The following is a 16,476-nucleotide window of genomic DNA, read 5'->3' on the forward strand; positions in this document are numbered from 1 at the left end:
TCCAGTTCTTAACTCTTAAAGGACGTACCGACTCTTATCCAGGTGACCCTTGAAGCTATCGCTCTAAAATCCAACTTTGCCCAGGCCATCTCTGTCCGACGGAGTGCAGCCTCGGAGGAAATTCGTGATTCATGGCACCGAGAAAAGCACACCGGACTCGAGCCGATGAACCTATATGACTAAGCGGTCTATTTACCACACCATCATTGTTGTCCCGGATACCGTGGCGGGAGTGGCAAAGATGGAAGGCCAGAGGCGAGCAACCGTGCCGGCCGAAAGTTGTCCAGAAGCGGGTCAGTCTTCTCCCCCATAACCTCGGCCGCGACCGTTGGGCCGAGATAAGGGGCCAGAGTGACTCCGCTATGAGTAGCTACCATGTATAACCAGGGGACGGCCGGAGCTACTCCTATGATGCTGAGTCCATCCAGCGGCATAGCTCGTTGACCCACGGAGATACTGTTTATCGTCGCGTCATCCGTATTTCTAAGCACTCGTCGCAGGCGCTTGATAAATTCCTTTGCGATGTCCGAACCGAGATCGGGGTCGTCACCGGCCACTGCGCTGGTGTCCAGGTCCAATGCCTGAAGCAGCAGTCTGCCCCCCTCGTGAGGCCGAATATTTAGCTCCGGGGTTGTAAGAACGCGGGTAAGAGATATGTTCAGGGGGTTTGTCGTAGCCAGATATCCAACGGTGACATCGCCCGGGTGCTGGAACTCCGCCACTACCGGCCCTATGCCAGCCGCAGCCGTTATCGTGTTCGTCCAACGTCCGACTGCGGAGATCACATGATCTGCCATCAGTAAGGTTCCATCGCTGAGATGGACTTTTACTCCGCTTGGAGTTTCGGTTAATGCCTCTACCGACAGGCGTGTCAGAAGGCGGACGCCCGACTGCTGGGCTCGCTGCAGCTGATTCCGTACGTAGAGCCTTGGAAAACAGTGCCCTTCATGGGGGAAGTATGCCGCTGTCTTGACGTTTTGAGGTTCAATCAGGTCGGGCACCAAGTCGGTGAGAGAGTTGCCGCTGATCTTCTCTACTTCGTACCCCCGCGCTCTGAGCCGATCCAGTCTTGCCTGCAGCTGATCGGCGTGAACGGTAGACGTTGCGAATTCAACGTGGCCGGTGGGTCGGAACCATTCGTTTCCGTTATTGGCTAGTTTGTAGTGCGCCGCCATGCCGGCACGGTTTAGTGCGTAGTAGCTGCTCGGTTCTTTGTTGTTGGAGTTCACCCATGCATATGAGACCGACGAGGTGCCGGAGCCAGGTTCTGCCTTATCCACGAGGACAACTTCTGCTCCTCTTTCCGCACATTCCGCAGCAATGGATACGCCGATCATCCCTGCTCCGATTACGACTATTTTCATTTTTCTCCACATCGGTGAGGGAAGGAGTTACTGGGCCTTGGTGAGGGAGGACTATTGGGTGTCCGCACCTCTGGGGTGCTCGAGAACGTCGCCTGGCTTGCCGGGGCCCCCGCTCCCCCGATGCTCTGCGGAGGCGACGAGGAGCTGGAGAGGAAATCCACATGCAACTTCCAGAATTCCCCCGATTTGTGGACTACAAGTTCAAACTCATCGTCCTCGTGGAAAAGACGACGTCCAAAAGTCGATGTGACCCAAACAATGGAGCCGTCGCTGGTGCGTGCGTCAACTAGGCCCCGATGCACGCTCATGCCGTTTAGGCGGAGGTCCACATAATCCCCGGTAGCCAGGGAATGCCACCGCTCTCTCAGTGGATCGCTGCTGTCGGAAGCCACGGTTCGGTCTTCTTCTCGTCCAAAGCTGCCGCCGGCAACTCCTTGCGCTAAAAGGTGCTGTTGTGCTGTTCGCTGGTGGGTGTAGGCAGTCATGTTGCTTTACGCGCCTAGAAGGTCAGCACTGATATCGCTGGAACTGTGCGCGGCCCGGCGATCTTTGGCGGCGGTGAGATGTTTTGGTCCAATTTGCCGTGTGGCTGTTGTACCCGTGAGCCCCATAACTGTGCGCAGTTCGTCCTGCAGTATACGAAGAACCCGGTCTACCCCCTTTTCTCCCGCCGCGGCCAGTCCGTAAGCAGCTGGCCGGGCGACGCCGCAAGCCGTTGCTCCAAGGGCTAATGCCTTCACGATGTCTTCCCCGCGGCGGATTCCGCCGTCGAGATAGATTTCAGCCCTACCTGCAACAGTGTCGACAATGCCGGGAAGTACATCGAGAGTTGCGGGTTGCCCGTCAAGCTGACGTCCCCCGTGGTTGGAGACGAATATCCCGTCTACTCCGCGGTCAACTGCCTCCGCGGCGTCGTCGGTTGTCATGGTGCCTTTGATGACCAGATTTCCGCCCCAGCGTTCCCGAAGTTTGCTGATGTCATCCCAGGTAATGCTCGAAATTCGATTCTCTACCTCGAAGTCGATCATTTGTTTTAGTTTGATGGGTTTTCCCCCTGGCTGGTAGTTTCCCCATGTAAAGGGGCGGCCAGTGAGGTAGCGGTACACCCACCCTGGGCGAGTGGCAGTGTTGAGGGTATCCCGAACTGAAAACTTGGGGGGCATGCTGTCTAGGCCATGGTGATAGTCACGATCACGTTTGCTTCCCAAGGCTACGTCTCCCATGACAATGATGGTCCTGACGCCAGCGTTTTTGGCATCCTGTACGTGTTGCCAAAACAAGGCCGTGTCTTTCATGAAAGACAGTTGTGCCCATATGAACGTTGGATCTGCCTTTGCAACCTCCTTGATTCCAATCCCAGCCTTTGCGCTATGCATGAATATGAGATTGTTCCGTCTTGCTGCCTGCGCTGCGGCGATATCTGCCCCCGGATGGAAACCTCCAAGGAGTCCCATCGGCGAGACGAATATGGGGGCCGCCACAGGCGTCCCGAGCATCGTCAGTGTTGTGTCGATAACGGAGACATCCACGAAGTTCCGCAGCCGAAGGTAGTAATCCTGAAAGGCCGCACGATTACGGTCTCTTGTGTACTCTTCGTGGCTGGCACCAGCAATGTAGTCGTAAATCATCGCAGGGAGCTTCTTCCTGGCTGCCGCTTCCACGTCATGAAGGTTGGCGATCCGCTTATTCACGAGGATTCCTATTCGGTGAAGGGGAGAGGACATCCCTTAGCCGGGATCCTCTGGAAGTTATAGAAGTTATGGATGGAGAAGATACTCAAGTGTTCATCCCAACGGGTAGATCCTTAAAGAGGAAAAAGCAGAAGAAATGGCAAGACACAGCCGTCAGCGGTGAAGGGCAACGGCAACGGCTCTGTCGGCTTTCCAAAAGATGAGGGTGGGATCCCCTGACTAAGTCCCACTGAAGAAAGGTTGGCGTCGGGCAACGAAAGCTTCAGCAGCTTCGGAGGCATCCCTGGTTTCTGCGCACATTGAGTGTCGGACGGCCTCATAGCCGAGGGCGTCGGCGAAGGTTGATACCTCACCGTCGACTAGATTCTGCTTGATCAGCCGCAGGGCCGCCGGGGCCGAGAGGGAAAGTTCTCGGGCTGTTTGTAGTACCTCATCCATCAGTTGCTCGGTAGGGAATACCTTGGAAACAAGACCAATGTGCAGTGCCTCGGCGGCATCGAAGGGTTGTGACAGCAGATACTTTTCCCGGGCTCTCCCTGCGCCGATTATCCGAGGAAGGCTCCATGTCCCGCCGAAGTCGCCCGAGAGGCCAGCGTTGAGGAAGGCAACGTTATAACGAGCCTTATCCGAGGAGAACCGCAAATCGGCAGCGCACGCCCATGAAAGCCCTGCGCCGGCGCATGCACCGTTGATGGCCGCGATAGTCACGGCCGGCATTGAGTGCAAGATCATCGAGGTTTCCATGAAGTCCCTTAGCAGTCGAGCTGCTTCTTCACCTCGGAGGTTTCCAGTAACTGCTCCACCAGGTCCTGCGGACAGATCCCCACCAACACAGAACCCTCTCCCGGCTCCTGTAAGGATCATCACCCGGATCAGGGGATTACTTGCCACGGATGTGAAGACCTCTCGGGCCTCCAACAACATGGGACCCGTCATGGCATTAAGCTTGTCCGGTCGGTTGAGGGTGACGAGCGCTATGCCGTCTTCAATTAGTTCGAGGGTTACCAGGCTGTTCATGGAGATTTGTCCATTCGTGGGGTGGGCGTGGATACCGGGGCCTTCGAGGGGTTAGGCCTTGGTTCTATAAGTTCCGAGCTGCGACGCTTCGCTTGTGTCCCGGCACGATCGTTAGTCAGGAAAGTCAGCCAGCGGCCAAGAGAGCCCTGCAGGTTTTGGCCTAAGGCATCGACAGCGTTCTGCACCCTCAGACAGGCCTATTTAGACCGTGACTGTGGGAGTCGGTATAGACCCGGCCGACGACATCGGCTCCCATATCTTGACGCGCAAACGCGCCAGGAAGAATCGGAACGGCACATAGTGTCCTGACGGACTTTTTTACTAGCCCTCCGTGGCGTTTGGCTAAAGCTTCGTCCCAAACTCGTCTCGTCTCCGTGCGTCCATGGCCACTGGGTGGAATTTTGCATAGCTGCGCTCGATATACCGCCGTCTTTCTGGTCAGTTGAGTGATGGTCGCTGCTTCACCGCTGTTAGCGTTGAATGGACTGGTACTCAAGGAATTCACCAATACCCAGCGCGCCAAGTTCGCGACCGTAACCAGAGTTCTTGAATCCGCCGAAAGGCGCCGCTGGGTTGAATGCGCCGCCGTTGATGTCGATCTGTCCGGTTCGGATGGAGCGGGCCACATTGTGGGCACGATTAACATCACGGGACCACACAGCGCCGCCAAGACCAAACCGTGAATTGTTGGCGATCCGGATCGCGTCTGCGTCGTTCGAGTAGCCAATGATTGACAGTACAGGGCCGAAGATTTCCTCTTGAGCAAGCAGGGAGTTCTCGTCAACGTTTGAGAAGATGGTCGGCTGAACGTAGTATCCCGGCCTCTTGGGGACCTCGGGACCGCCATATATTAGCTTTGCCCCACTGGCAATGCCTTCGTTGATTGACGCAACAATGCGCTGCTGCTGTTTCAGACTGACGACAGGGCCTACCCTTGTTGATTCCTCAAGCGGGTCCCCGGGTACATACTTTGCTGCGGCGATCCTCGCAATATTCTCGATCTCATTGATCATCGGCTGAGGGACCAGCATTCTGGACCAGGCATTGCAACTCTGGCCGGCGTTGAGGAAACAGTTCGCCACACCCACCTTTACAGCAGTCTCTATATCAGCGTCATCCAGGATGACGTTCGCCGACTTCCCACCGAGCTCGAGCGTTATCCGTTTGAACGTCTCAGCGGCATCACGGGCGATAACCCTTCCAATCTCCTCCGAACCAGTGAACGACACGGCATCAATGCCTGGATGGGCCACGATGGCGCTTCCAACCACCGATCCTCGGCCCGTTACAACATTGAGCACACCCTGCGGAAGGCCGGCCAGGTCCATAAAGTCCGCCAACAGCAGGGCCGTAAACGGGGTCAGATCGCTGGGCTTCAATACAACCGTGCAGCCAGCGGCGATGGCCGGAATGATCTTGCTGACGACCTGATGAAGCGGGTAATTCCAAGGTGTAATTGCACCTACAACGCCTACCGGAACGGAGAGGACGAGTGAATTACCGATCTCGCGCTCAAAGCACATACCGCGGAGAGCATCCGCAGTAGCCTGGATATCACGGACTGGTAATGCTGCATGCAGGGCCCGGGAGAGCTTGATAGGGGCACCCAGTTCTGACGTAATCGTCCGGGCTATCAACTCAGAGTTAGCCTCAAGAACAGAGCACAACCGATCCAGTAGAGTTGCCCGCTCTTCGATAGTCGTAGCGGACCATCCCGGCAGGGCATCGCGAGCACTGCGAACTGCTGTATCGACGTCCCTGCCGTCGGACTCCGGAATCGTACCAACCAGGTCACCTGTCGCTGGGTTCTCGACCTTTAGTACCCCGCTGCCGAAGGAAGATGTTCCGTTCCCTTCTATACTTCCAGTTCTTAGTTTCATTAAACGTCGACTCCTATAGTCCGTCGTAACTGTGCTATTCCTATTGGGACGTAACTAAATATCTGTTTAGAACAAGTATAACTAAACGGTTGTTCAGGGGGCAACCTTTTGGCGTCTCGTAAGTTACGCTTGCCATATGGTCTCGATCGGGGACGAAAAGCAAACTAATATTCAGGGGCTTATACCCGATTCACTGAAGCCTCAACGAAGATTTTCAATGACCGTCAGTCCGAGCTGAGGTGGAACCACGCTCGGGCCGCCCCTGCCGCATTTCAGAGCGTGAAATCTATAGGCTATTCAGTGTCAAAAGGCCGTCCCGCGGCGACTGGCATCAGCTCCGTTGCAAAGGCCCTGTGGGTTGAAGGCGAGCTGTGGAGCAAGAGGCATGGAGTGTGAATTGCATCGTTAGGCCCCCGGGTCCATAGGAGCCTGGCCTGGCGGAGATCCTGATTCCTTCCTGGCCGTACGCCTATACGATCCACGTAATGCCCAGCCGCCACTAAACATACATTTAGAAATGTACGGTAGATGGGTGGTCAACTTTCAATCCTCGAGCATCCTTGCCTATTGGCACTCAGCCGTTAGCGAAGGCCTTCTCCACCTCGTTCACCGAGCGGACGCGGCCGATCAGCGGAAGGATGTTCGCTACGGTGAACGCATGCCCCTCAGCCGTGACCGACGACATCGCCCCCTCCGCGAACACGACGTTGTAGTAGTGTTCGTAGGCGGCGCGGCCCGTCCCTTCCACACCATAGTTAGTGGACATGCCCACCAACACGATCGTGTCGATGCCGTGCCGGCGCAGTTGTACATCCAAGTCGGAGCCGTGGAATGCGTTCCAGCTGCGTTTAACGATCACCGGCTCGGCCGGCAGTGGTGCAACCTCGGGCACCAGCTGGTCCCAGCGCGGTTCACGGTGCGGAAACGCCGGTCGCATCTGCTCGATGAGCATCGGCTGCAGCGAATCGGACTCGTCCGGCAGCAAACTCGAGCGCACGTGCACGACCAGAGAACCGGCCGCTCGGGCGGCTGCCATCAGCCGCAGTGACTGGTGCAGTACCTGGTGTGGCGTATGTGGCTCGTGCGGATGCGACATGTTTGCCTCCTGCAGGTCGATCGAGACCAAAGCAGTGGCGGTCGGGTCGAAGAGATCCATAAATACTTTCCTTTGAACAAAGCAGTAGATGGTGTGGTCAGGGTAGATCCGCTGTAGTTCAGCCCCTGAAGGCGAGGCAGACTTGGCTCCCTGTTTGATCAGTATGGGAAGTGGCAGGCGACAGCGGCGCCGCCTTCGACAGCCGCCGACAACTCAGGACGGACGTCCCGGCAGTGCTGGCGCTGATCTTCGTCAAGTTCGGACTGATACTTCGGACAGCGCCCAATGAATCGGCAGCCTTTCGGCGGGTTCGTCACATCAGGGGCAACGCCTGCTACAGATGAACGTTCCTTCGCGCGTTCGACGACCGGATCCAGGGTGGCCACTGCTGAAAGCAGCATCTGCGTGTACGGGTGCGCGGGTCGTTTTATGATCTGATCACGCGTTCCGATTTCAATGACGAGTCCGAAGTACATCACCATGATCCGGTCGGAGATATGCGCTATTACGGACAGGTCGTGGGACACGCAGATGGTTGCGACGTGAAGCTGCTCGCGCAGGTCCTGCAGGACGTTGAGAATTCCCGCCTGGATCGACACATCGAGCGCCGAGACCGGCTCATCGAGGATCAGCACCTCGGGCGAGAGCGCCAGTGCCCTAGCGATGCTAACCCGCTGGCGTTCACCGCCAGACAGCTCTCTCGGATAGCGGTGGCGGTATCTCTCCGGAAGGCCCACAGTTGTCAGCAGCTCCCCGACACGTTTGTCGTCCACGGGCACATTGTGGATCCTCAGCGGCTCGTCGATCAGCCGCTCCACCGTCATCTTCGGATCCAGCGACGAGAACGGGTCCTGCATCATGACTTGGACAGCCCGGCGGAATTTCATCTCGTCCCGCGCTGGCAGCCCTTCGATGTTGCGGCCGCGGTAACGGACTTCACCCGCGGTCAGCTTCTCCAAGCCCAGCATGGCGCGGATGAGCGTCGACTTACCGGATCCAGACTCGCCGACGATACCGACGGTCTCGTCACGGTGCAAGGTGAGATCAACACCGTCCAGCGCATGGACCTCGGCACGTTCGCGTCGTCGCCACAGTCCTGATCGCCCCTCTAACGGATAGCGGCGCACGGCGGCGTCCAGCTCAAGCAGTACCCCGGATTCGGCGTCGTCATGCTCAAGCAGCACCGCCACATCGGCGGCGTCATGCTCATTAGCTGTCTGTGCGCCATCAAGCTCGGGTCGGGATTCGCCGGCGAACCCCACGAAAGTGCTCCTGTCAATCTCGGAGGCGAAGTGGCATGCGGCGTCGTGCCCGTCCCTCACAACGATCGGGATCGGCGCCTGGGAACGACAGATTTGCTGCACCATGGGGCATCGATCGGCGAATGCGCATCCGAGGATCGGCTCGCTTAGGTCCGGCAAGCGCCCCGGGATCGGCACCAGCCGCTGCGCCGGCGCGCTCAGATCCGGCACACTGGCGAGAAGGCCGAGCGTGTAGGGCATGCGCGGGTCGGAGAAGATGTCGTCCGCGGTGCCGCTCTCGACGAACTCCCCTGCGTACATCACGTTGACCCGATCCGCGTATCCTGCGATCACGCCGAGGTCGTGCGTCACCAGGACCAGACCGACTCCGACCGCTTCCCTCACGCGGTCGATGCACTCGAGGACCTCCGCTTGCACGGTCACGTCCAACGCGGTCGTCGGCTCGTCGGCGATGAGGACGTCGGGATCGTTGACCAGCGCCATGGCGATGACGACGCGCTGTCGCATTCCCCCGGAGAGCTGGAACGGATACTTCTCGAGCAGCAGCTTGGGATTCGGCAGGCCCACAGCGTCCAGCAGCGAGACCGCACGGGCTAGGGCCGCCGCCGTGCTCACCCGCTGGTGCGCCTGCACCGCCTCTGCGAGCTGCCATCCAATCCGGTAGACGGGGTTAAGGGAGCTCAGCGGGTCCTGCGGGATGAAGCCGACCACGCGGCCGCGAACGGAACGCAATTGCGCGGGGCTTGCATCAATGAGATTCACTCCACCAACTTCGACGCGCCCGGTGGCCTGCGCATTGTCCGGCAGCAGGCCGATGAGCGATCGCGAAACGGACGACTTGCCGCACCCCGACTCGCCGACGATGCCGACGACTTCGCCGCGGGAGAGGTCGAACGAGATCCCTCGGACGGCAGCGGACGCCCCGTGCTTGGTCTGGTAGTTGATCCGCAGGTCCTCGACAGAGAGCACCCTTTCCTGTCCGGATCGCGTGGACGGCATGGAAAGCAGTCCGTTCGGCTGTCCTGTCATTTGCTACGCTCCTCACTCAGTGCGTCCCGGAGTCCGTCTCCGATGAAGCTGAAGCAGATTCCGATGGTCACGATGAACATGCCCGGGATGAGGAACAGCCACGGACGGGTGTTTACGGATGCCTGGGCCTCGTTGATGAGCAGGCCCAGCGACGTGTCCGGCGGCCGGACCCCGAAGCCGAGGTAGGAGAGGGTGCTCTCGGCGAGCACCGAGGTCGCAACAAGGATCGAAGCGGCCACCGTGATCGGTCCCAGAGCGTTCGGCACGATGTGACGGAGCACGATCCAGAGCCGGCTCGCACCAGTGGCCCGCGCGGTCGCCACGTACTCCTCTTGCTTAAGGCTCAGTGAGACGCCGCGGACGATGCGCGCCACAGGGGGCCAAGACATCAACATCAGCACCACCGCGACCCACAGCCAGCCCGAGGCCGACGCTCCGGCCTGGAATCCGAGGAAGGATGCCACCACGATCACGGGGAACATCAGGGTGAGGTCGACACCGCGCATCATCAGCGCGTCGATCTTGCCGCCCGCCAGGCCGGAGATCAGACCCCAGATGGAGCCGATGACGGTCGCGCCGAGCCCGACGACGAGCGCGATAAGAAGAGACCGCTGGGTACCGCGCATCACCTCCGCCAGCAGGTCGTATCCGAGGCTGTCCGTTCCAAACGGGTGCTCGAGAGACGGCGGGACCGAGAGGTCGCGGGTCGGCTCACCGGCATCGTACGTCCAGAACAGAGGCCCGACGTACGCGAAGAGCACGACCGCGAGGAGGACGAAGCTGGCTGCGACCGCGACTTTGTGCCGCAAAAAACTGTCCAGACCGCGGTGGCGGCTACGGAACGTGGGACGTCGGGGGATCCGGTTCACATGGGTCCCGGTGGTCGCCTGGGGCTCGGGTAAATCAATGTTGAAAGTCATAAGAGCCTTCTCATGTCACACGGACCCGGGGGTCCAGCAGTCTGTACAGTAGGTCGGCGATGAGATTGAAAACAATCACTAGCGTGGATGCGACCAGCATCCAGGCGAGCATCACATAGATGTCGTGGTTCGTGATGGCGGTGAGGATCAGATCCCCCAGCCCGCGCCACTGGAACACCTGCTCGAGCACCATGGTGCCGCCTAGGACAGCGCCGATTTCCATGGCGGCGACGGTGACGAACGGGATCAGTGCCGTGCGAAGTCCGTGCAGGATCAGCACGCGGCCGCGCTTCAAGCCCTTCGCCGTGGCCAACTCCATATAGCTGCGGTCGAGCACGTCGAGCATTGATGCGCGGGTATAGCGGCTGAACTGGCCGACCATGGTGGACGAGAGCACGAGGGTAGGTAGGGTCATCACGCCGATGAACACCGCAACCCCCGAGAGAAAGCCGACCGACTGGATGGTGCTGCCGTCGCCGATCGTGTAGAACACCGTATCGCCGGCGGACCTATTGATGCCCACTGCCCACTGCTTGAAGATCATTGCCAGCCAGAACAGCGGCATTGACAGCATCAGGAAGGTGACGAAGGTCGAGATGTGATCGGAGATCCGGTAGCGGCGCACGGCATTCCACACGCCCAGGATCACCGACAGGACCACGGCGAGGCCGAAGGCCAGGAGGACGAGCCGGCAGGTGACCCAGAAGCGCGAGAGCAGCTCAGCCCCAGTGTCGATGCCCGTCAGTGACGGCCCGAAGTCGCCGCGGAAAACGCCGCTGATCCACGTGAAGTACCGCTGCATCAGCGGCTGATCAAGGTAAAACTTGTGCTCGAGTTGACGGATCGCCTCCGCAGTCGGCGCCGGCTGCTGGGATTTGATGGCGGCCAGGGGGTCGCCTGACAGGGATGTCAGGACGAACATGATGAAGGTCGCAATGAGAAGCATCGGTATCGCAACCGCCAGCCGCCTCAGAATGTATGTCGTCATAGTCTGCTCCGTGCGTTATCGAAAGGGAGGGATCCGTCAACTCGTGCGGCTCACTCGGCCTTGATTCCCCAGTCGACCACGTTGTACGTCGGGCCCGAGTTGAGCGAGGGGTTGTCTCGGACGTTCACCAGGTCTCCTTGGTACCCAAACACGGAGGGCAGCTGGAAGAATGGCATCGCTGTTGAGCTCTCCAGCAGGAGGCGGTCGCCCGCCTGCAGCGCGGAGGTCGCCTCCGCCGGGTCGACGGTCCGCATCGCCTTGAAGATCGAGTCATCGACCTCCGCTGATTTGAAGCCCGTTGAGTTCGCTTTGCTCGTCCAGGAGGTGCTCGCCTTGGACGCCGAGAACGGCACCATGGACCAGTTCAGGAGCGAGAAGTCGTAATTGCCCGGAATAACATAGTTGCCGAAGGGCGACGGGTCGGCGACCATCTGGGCGTTGACACCAATAGCGCGGAGGTCGTCAACCGTGGCACGAGCGATGTTTTCGAATGCGAGCCGGCGATAGGTCACGATCTTGATGTCCGGAACGGGATTGCCGTCCGGGGCGTATAGCTTCTTGTCCTTGATCTCGTAGCCGGCGTCGGTGAGCATCTTCGTCGCAGCCTCCACATTTCCGGAGCCGTAATCGACACCGGCCGCCTTCATGGAGTCGGTGTACCCGGGTTGATTGGGTAGGTAGACGAGGCTCCTGCTGGGTTTTACGAAGTCGGCGAACTGGCCGACCGTCCGGTCGATGACACTCTCCATGTCGATCGCGGTCATCACGGCCTCACGCAGCGCCTTATTCTGCCACTTCGGGTCCTTCATGTTGACGCCCAACCAGACCAAACGGTTGCCGGGGCTCAGCTGGTATTTGAAGCCCTGGGGGGTCATGTTGTCGAGCTCTGCGACGAGGTCTGTGGTGGGCTCGGTGGCCATCATTGAGATCTCCCCGTTGGCCAACGCAGTCGGCCACTGGGCCTGGTCGGTGATGATTCGAATATTGACCGTCTTTAGATTCGGCTTGTCCCCGTACCAGGCTTCATTGGGGACGAGGTTGATGGATTCGTCCTTAATGTAATCCGACAGCTTAAGCGGACCCCCGGACCACTCCGGGACCGTCTGGGCGAAGAAGGTGTCGAACGACTCCTTCAATGTGCCGTGCTTGGCGGCGATGTGGCTGGGGAAGATGAACTTGAACAGGCTCTGCCACTCTCCGTAGGTTTCGGAGAACTTCACGATGACGCGCTTGCCGTCGTCGGCACCCTCGACGCTCGCGATGCTGCCGTATCCGCCGATCGCGTTGATCTGGCAGTCTGCGCAGTCCTTTCCGTTCTGCACTTGCCAGGTGTAGACGAAGTCCTTCGCATTGATAGGCGTGCCGTCCGACCACTTGGCATCGGGGTTTATCACGTACTCCACAGTCTGCGGGTCATTAGCGGTCACGTCTGCACTGACCAGCAGGTCCTCGTTTATCTTGAGAGTCCAGTCCGGCTGCGAGATGAACGCGGCCGGCATGATCAAGCTTGCGAGATACTCAGTAACGACGCTGTTGCCGGTCGGTGTGGCGACGTTCCAGTTGGTCGGTGCTGCGGCCACCGCGACTTTCACGTCGCCGGTGCCCGCCTGCGCGGTTCCGGAGTTAACGGTTGTCGGGTCGCCGTTGACCTTTCCGGCGTCCTGTTCTTCACTCGTCCCGCCTACACACGCCGTGAGCGCGAGACTGAGGGCAGCGAGGTATACGATAAGCGGCCTGATCTTCATTGACTTGGTCCTATCTGCTGGAGTTCATCTTAAGGTAGTTATCAGTCGGCTGCTGTGTCAGAGCGCCCATGAGGATGGCGGAACTGCGCCATCCATTGATGGCCGCACGCATGCCCTGGGCTTCATAAGCCGCATTGAGCCCTTGCTTGGCGAATGCGATGGCCCCTGGTGGCATCTGCAGCAGCTGCCCGACCAGGTCGTCGACGGCCGCGTCTAGCTGGTCGGGTGCGACGGCGCGGGTCACGAGGGACATCTGGGCGGCTTCCGTGCCCGAGAGGCGTCTCCCTGTGAGCAGCACGTCCTTGGCGACCTTAGCGTTGACCATCCATGGCAGCATTAAGAATGCGGATCCAGATCCGAACTGGATCTCGGGCAATCCCAGTTGGGCGTCATCGGCGCAGATCGTGAAGTCCGTAGGCGCCACGAGTTCGAAGCCGCCCCCTAGGCAGTATCCGCGGATCTTGGCTACCACCGGTTTCGGTGAGTCCCAGATTCGCCATCTCGCTTCGTTGCCGATGTCAGCGATGTTCTGTTTTGCACGGTCAGCCAAAGTCGTCGGCGGCCTTTTGAAGCCGAGGTCGAAGCCTGACGAGAAGGACTTGCCCGCTCCTTCGAGGAGGATCACCCTGACTTCAGGGTCCGCTTGCAGCGTGTCCATCCCGGCTGTGATGTCCTTGTACATCTGTGGCAGCAGCGCATTGTGTCGATCCGGTCGGTTCAGCAAAATCCTTCCGACGCCGTCTCGGGATTCGACTACAACGTCGTCCCTGGTCTCCTCGATCATCAGGACGCCTCTGCGTCCGCTGACGCCTTTGTGATGACGCCGTCGGCGAGGAAGAGACCGTCTGGGGTTGCGAGCACGGGGTTCATATCGATGTCATCGATCTCCGGGTGTGTGATCAGCAGGCGACCGGCCTCCTTGATCAAGTGCGCGAACGCCTTGATGTCGACGCCGCGCTTGCCTCGTGCACCTTCGAGCACGGGGTAGCTGCGCAGCAAACGCAGGTTCTCGGCGATCTCCTCTTCGGAGGCGTATGGCAGAACCATAACGACGTCGTTGAGGGTCTCGGCGTAGACACCGCCAAGTCCGGCCAGGATCACGGGGCCGATGACCGGGTCGCGGTGCACACCGATGAAGAGTTCGTGATCTGGCGTGAGCTGCCGCATCACGAGAAAACAGACCTTGGCATGGCCGTGCTCGACCATGCGGCGGTTCATGTCCTCTGCTGCCGATATCAGTTCATCGGCGTCAGCGATATCCAGGGTGACACCCCCCATGTCCGACTTGTGGGTGACGCCCTGCACGACGGCCTTGAGCACGACGGGGTACTCGACGTCAGTGGCAACGCGGCGCACGTCCTCGAGGTCTGCTGCACGTTTCCATTCCGCCACCGGGAGCCCGTGGTCCTGGAACATCTGTAGCACGTCGGGCTCGGTCGGCAGCGTGCTTTCGTCGGCGACATCCGTCTCCAGTTTGGTGTGGTCTGGGCAGTTGGGCTCTGCCGGATCGTTGAAGACGATGGTCTTGTTATCACGCAGATAGCGCTTGTGTAGCACGGCCAGGGACCGGGCGGCCATCTGAAGGGTGTTGAACGCCGGAATCCCCGAACGGCGCATGGTGTCGAACGCCGGGATCGGGTCGGCAGCCGAATGTGCGAAGAAGACTATCGGTTTGCCCGTTCGATCCTGAATCGGGGCGAGCTGACTTGCCGCGGAGTCATAGGTCCGCCCGAACCGGTCCTGGTAGTCGAGTCCGCGGTGGGTACCATAAAGGCCGAAGTTAATTGCCCCGCCATAGTCCTGCGGGTCCTCGTAGGCGATCTCGGTGACCTCTGCGAACTTCATGAAGTCCCCTAGGAATGCACCGACCATGTCAACGGGGTTCTTGCTCTGTGCGAACCGGGGGAGAACATTCAGAATCTTCTCCGATGTCTCCTCGGTGAAGCGCACCGGTTCAAGTCCGGCGCGTGTAGCCTCATCGGTCACCATCGTGGCGTGGCCCCCGCCGGAGCCGATGAGCGCGACGCGCGGGTTCTTCATCGGCGGGCATCGGTAGAGAGTCTCAGCGAACGAGACCAGCTCATTCAGATGGGTGGCCTCGATAAACCCAACCTGCCGGAAAAGTGCGTGGTATGCCTCAGCGGAAGAGGCAAGTCCGGCCGTGTGCGAGCTGGCTGCCACGCTCCCGTAGGTCGTGCTGCCTCCCTTGAGCACCACGACGGGCTTCTTGCTCGTGGCCTTGATTCCGGCCTCGATGAAACGCGAGACGTCATCCGGCCGAAGGCTCTCGATGTACATCAAGATCACCTTCGTGTCGTCATCATCAGCCAGGTAGTTCAGGTAGTCGGCCGCCGTGAGATCGGCTTGGTTGCCCGTGCCGACGAACTTGCTGAAGCCGAGGCCCTGAGCGTGCCCCTGGTAGAAAATAGTCTCGGCGACGTTCCCGCTCTGCGAGATGATGCCTACGCCACCCGTGGCGACCGGCCCGAGCCGCATGCCGCGCATTTTGACCTGGTTATTGAAGATGGTCATAGAGTTCGGACCCACCAGGCGAATCCCCAGATCGTTTGCCGTACGCACCAGCTCATCCTGTTCGCGACGACCAGCCTCACCGGTTTCGGCGTAGTCGGCCGTGTAGATGACGCCAAACTGTGCACCCTTTCGCGCGGCAGCGCGCACGCTGTCCAAGGTCAGTGCCTTCGGTACGAGGTTGAGGAACATGTCAATCTCACCGGGGATCTCGTCCAGAGACCGGTATATCTTGTGCCCGAGGATCTCGCCGCCCTTGGGATTGATGAGGTAGATGTCGCCCTCGTAGCCGTTCTCGATGAGTGCACGCGCAAATGCGTTTCCACCCTTCTGCGGGGTCTCAGAAGCCCCTACGATTGCAATCGCCCTGGGAGCGAAAAGTCGTTCGAGTGATGCGAAGTCCGTCACTTTACCTCTTCCTAACTTGTGCCGTCCCGCTCTGGCGAATTCCTAATCGAATGTTCGCTTCGCGGGATATGGTTGCTTGTCGATTCGGCCGATAGCGCGTCACGCTGTCCACTGCCGGTCAACACGTCTTCGTGATTCTTCCTTGCTGTGCAGCTTCTTTTGCTGCGCTCAAACGTATTCAAATGCTCGGTGTTGATGACCTACAATAGCCACCGTAGTACTAAACGATCGTTTAGACAATACTTAAATTTGAAAAAGTGATATTTGGTTTGGCCGACGACGAAGTCGGTGCATGGGGGCGAAGATGGTGTGCGCGTCCCACGTGTCGGTACTGTCAGTGGTAACTCTCAATCGGTCCCGTGCGGCCGCTGATGCGATGACGGCAAAGCTGCTGGAGCAGGCGGTTTCGCATTCGGTGAGGCTGCTGGGCGATAGTGGCATCCGTGTGGAGATCCTCCCGGAGACGACTGATTCGTCCGCGCGTGTGCGACCTGTCAAGGAGCCCCGGCGGGGGCGGAACCCTGGTGATTACAGTCGCGTCCCGATG

11 protein-coding genes are annotated in these 16,476 nt (G+C 59.4%); all 11 read right to left on the reverse strand.

Going from position 1 to position 16,476, the window contains the following annotated elements; all coding sequences use genetic code 11:
* Positions 1-203 precede the first annotated feature (203 nt).
* Positions 204-1,364, reverse strand: coding sequence for an NAD(P)/FAD-dependent oxidoreductase (locus V9L18_RS10275; protein WP_337347059.1), 1,161 nt, complete (start codon positions 1,362-1,364; stop codon positions 204-206).
* Between the two features lie 491 nt (positions 1,365-1,855).
* Entirely contained in the window at positions 1,856-3,055 is a 1,200-nt protein-coding gene (locus tag V9L18_RS10280; protein ID WP_337347060.1) for an alpha-hydroxy acid oxidase, read from the reverse strand.
* Between the two features lie 219 nt (positions 3,056-3,274).
* Positions 3,275-4,072 carry an enoyl-CoA hydratase-related protein gene (locus V9L18_RS10285; protein ID WP_337347061.1) on the reverse strand — a complete coding sequence of 266 codons (798 nt, stop codon included), beginning with the start codon at positions 4,070-4,072 and terminating at the stop codon, positions 3,275-3,277.
* 470 nt (positions 4,073-4,542) lie between these two features.
* Positions 4,543-5,952 carry an aldehyde dehydrogenase family protein gene (locus V9L18_RS10290; protein ID WP_337347062.1) on the reverse strand — a complete coding sequence of 470 codons (1,410 nt, stop codon included), beginning with the start codon at positions 5,950-5,952 and terminating at the stop codon, positions 4,543-4,545.
* Between the two features lie 574 nt (positions 5,953-6,526).
* On the reverse strand, positions 6,527-7,108 hold the full coding sequence (locus V9L18_RS10295) for an isochorismatase family protein (RefSeq protein ID WP_337347063.1): 582 nt from the start codon (positions 7,106-7,108) through the stop codon (positions 6,527-6,529).
* Positions 7,109-7,206: 98 nt separating this feature from the next.
* Positions 7,207-9,339: an ABC transporter ATP-binding protein gene (locus V9L18_RS10300; RefSeq protein WP_337347064.1), complete on the reverse strand. Its 2,133-nt coding sequence runs from the start codon at positions 9,337-9,339 to the stop codon at positions 7,207-7,209.
* Entirely contained in the window at positions 9,336-10,259 is a 924-nt protein-coding gene (locus V9L18_RS10305; RefSeq protein WP_337347065.1) for an ABC transporter permease, read from the reverse strand. Before V9L18_RS10305 ends, V9L18_RS10300 begins: the two co-directional genes overlap by 4 nt.
* Before the next feature lie 10 nt (positions 10,260-10,269).
* Positions 10,270-11,247, reverse strand: coding sequence for an ABC transporter permease (locus tag V9L18_RS10310; protein ID WP_337347066.1), 978 nt, complete (start codon positions 11,245-11,247; stop codon positions 10,270-10,272).
* A gap of 50 nt (positions 11,248-11,297) precedes the next feature.
* Positions 11,298-12,992, reverse strand: a complete 1,695-nt coding sequence (locus tag V9L18_RS10315) for an ABC transporter family substrate-binding protein (RefSeq protein ID WP_337347067.1) — start codon at positions 12,990-12,992, stop codon at positions 11,298-11,300.
* 10 nt (positions 12,993-13,002) lie between these two features.
* Positions 13,003-13,776 carry an enoyl-CoA hydratase/isomerase family protein gene (locus tag V9L18_RS10320; RefSeq protein ID WP_337347068.1) on the reverse strand — a complete coding sequence of 258 codons (774 nt, stop codon included), beginning with the start codon at positions 13,774-13,776 and terminating at the stop codon, positions 13,003-13,005.
* Positions 13,776-15,929: an acetate--CoA ligase family protein gene (locus V9L18_RS10325; RefSeq protein WP_337347069.1), complete on the reverse strand. Its 2,154-nt coding sequence runs from the start codon at positions 15,927-15,929 to the stop codon at positions 13,776-13,778. Before V9L18_RS10325 ends, V9L18_RS10320 begins: the two co-directional genes overlap by 1 nt.
* Between the last annotated feature and the right edge of the window lie 547 nt (positions 15,930-16,476).

Source organism: Pseudarthrobacter sp. CCNWLW217, from assembly GCF_037203985.1.
GTDB lineage: Bacteria > Actinomycetota > Actinomycetes > Actinomycetales > Micrococcaceae > Arthrobacter.

Coding starts and splice junctions, on each gene's coding strand:
- V9L18_RS10275 (WP_337347059.1), bottom strand. CDS start 1,364: ATGAAAATAGTCGTAATCGGAGCAGGGATGATCGGCGTATCCATTGCT.
- V9L18_RS10285 (WP_337347061.1), bottom strand. CDS start 4,072: ATGAACAGCCTGGTAACCCTCGAACTAATTGAAGACGGCATAGCGCTC.
- V9L18_RS10290 (WP_337347062.1), bottom strand. CDS start 5,952: ATGAAACTAAGAACTGGAAGTATAGAAGGGAACGGAACATCTTCCTTC.
- V9L18_RS10295 (WP_337347063.1), bottom strand. CDS start 7,108: ATGGATCTCTTCGACCCGACCGCCACTGCTTTGGTCTCGATCGACCTG.
- V9L18_RS10300 (WP_337347064.1), bottom strand. CDS start 9,339: ATGACAGGACAGCCGAACGGACTGCTTTCCATGCCGTCCACGCGATCC.
- V9L18_RS10305 (WP_337347065.1), bottom strand. CDS start 10,259: ATGACTTTCAACATTGATTTACCCGAGCCCCAGGCGACCACCGGGACC.
- V9L18_RS10310 (WP_337347066.1), bottom strand. CDS start 11,247: ATGACGACATACATTCTGAGGCGGCTGGCGGTTGCGATACCGATGCTT.
- V9L18_RS10315 (WP_337347067.1), bottom strand. CDS start 12,992: ATGAAGATCAGGCCGCTTATCGTATACCTCGCTGCCCTCAGTCTCGCG.
- V9L18_RS10320 (WP_337347068.1), bottom strand. CDS start 13,776: ATGATCGAGGAGACCAGGGACGACGTTGTAGTCGAATCCCGAGACGGC.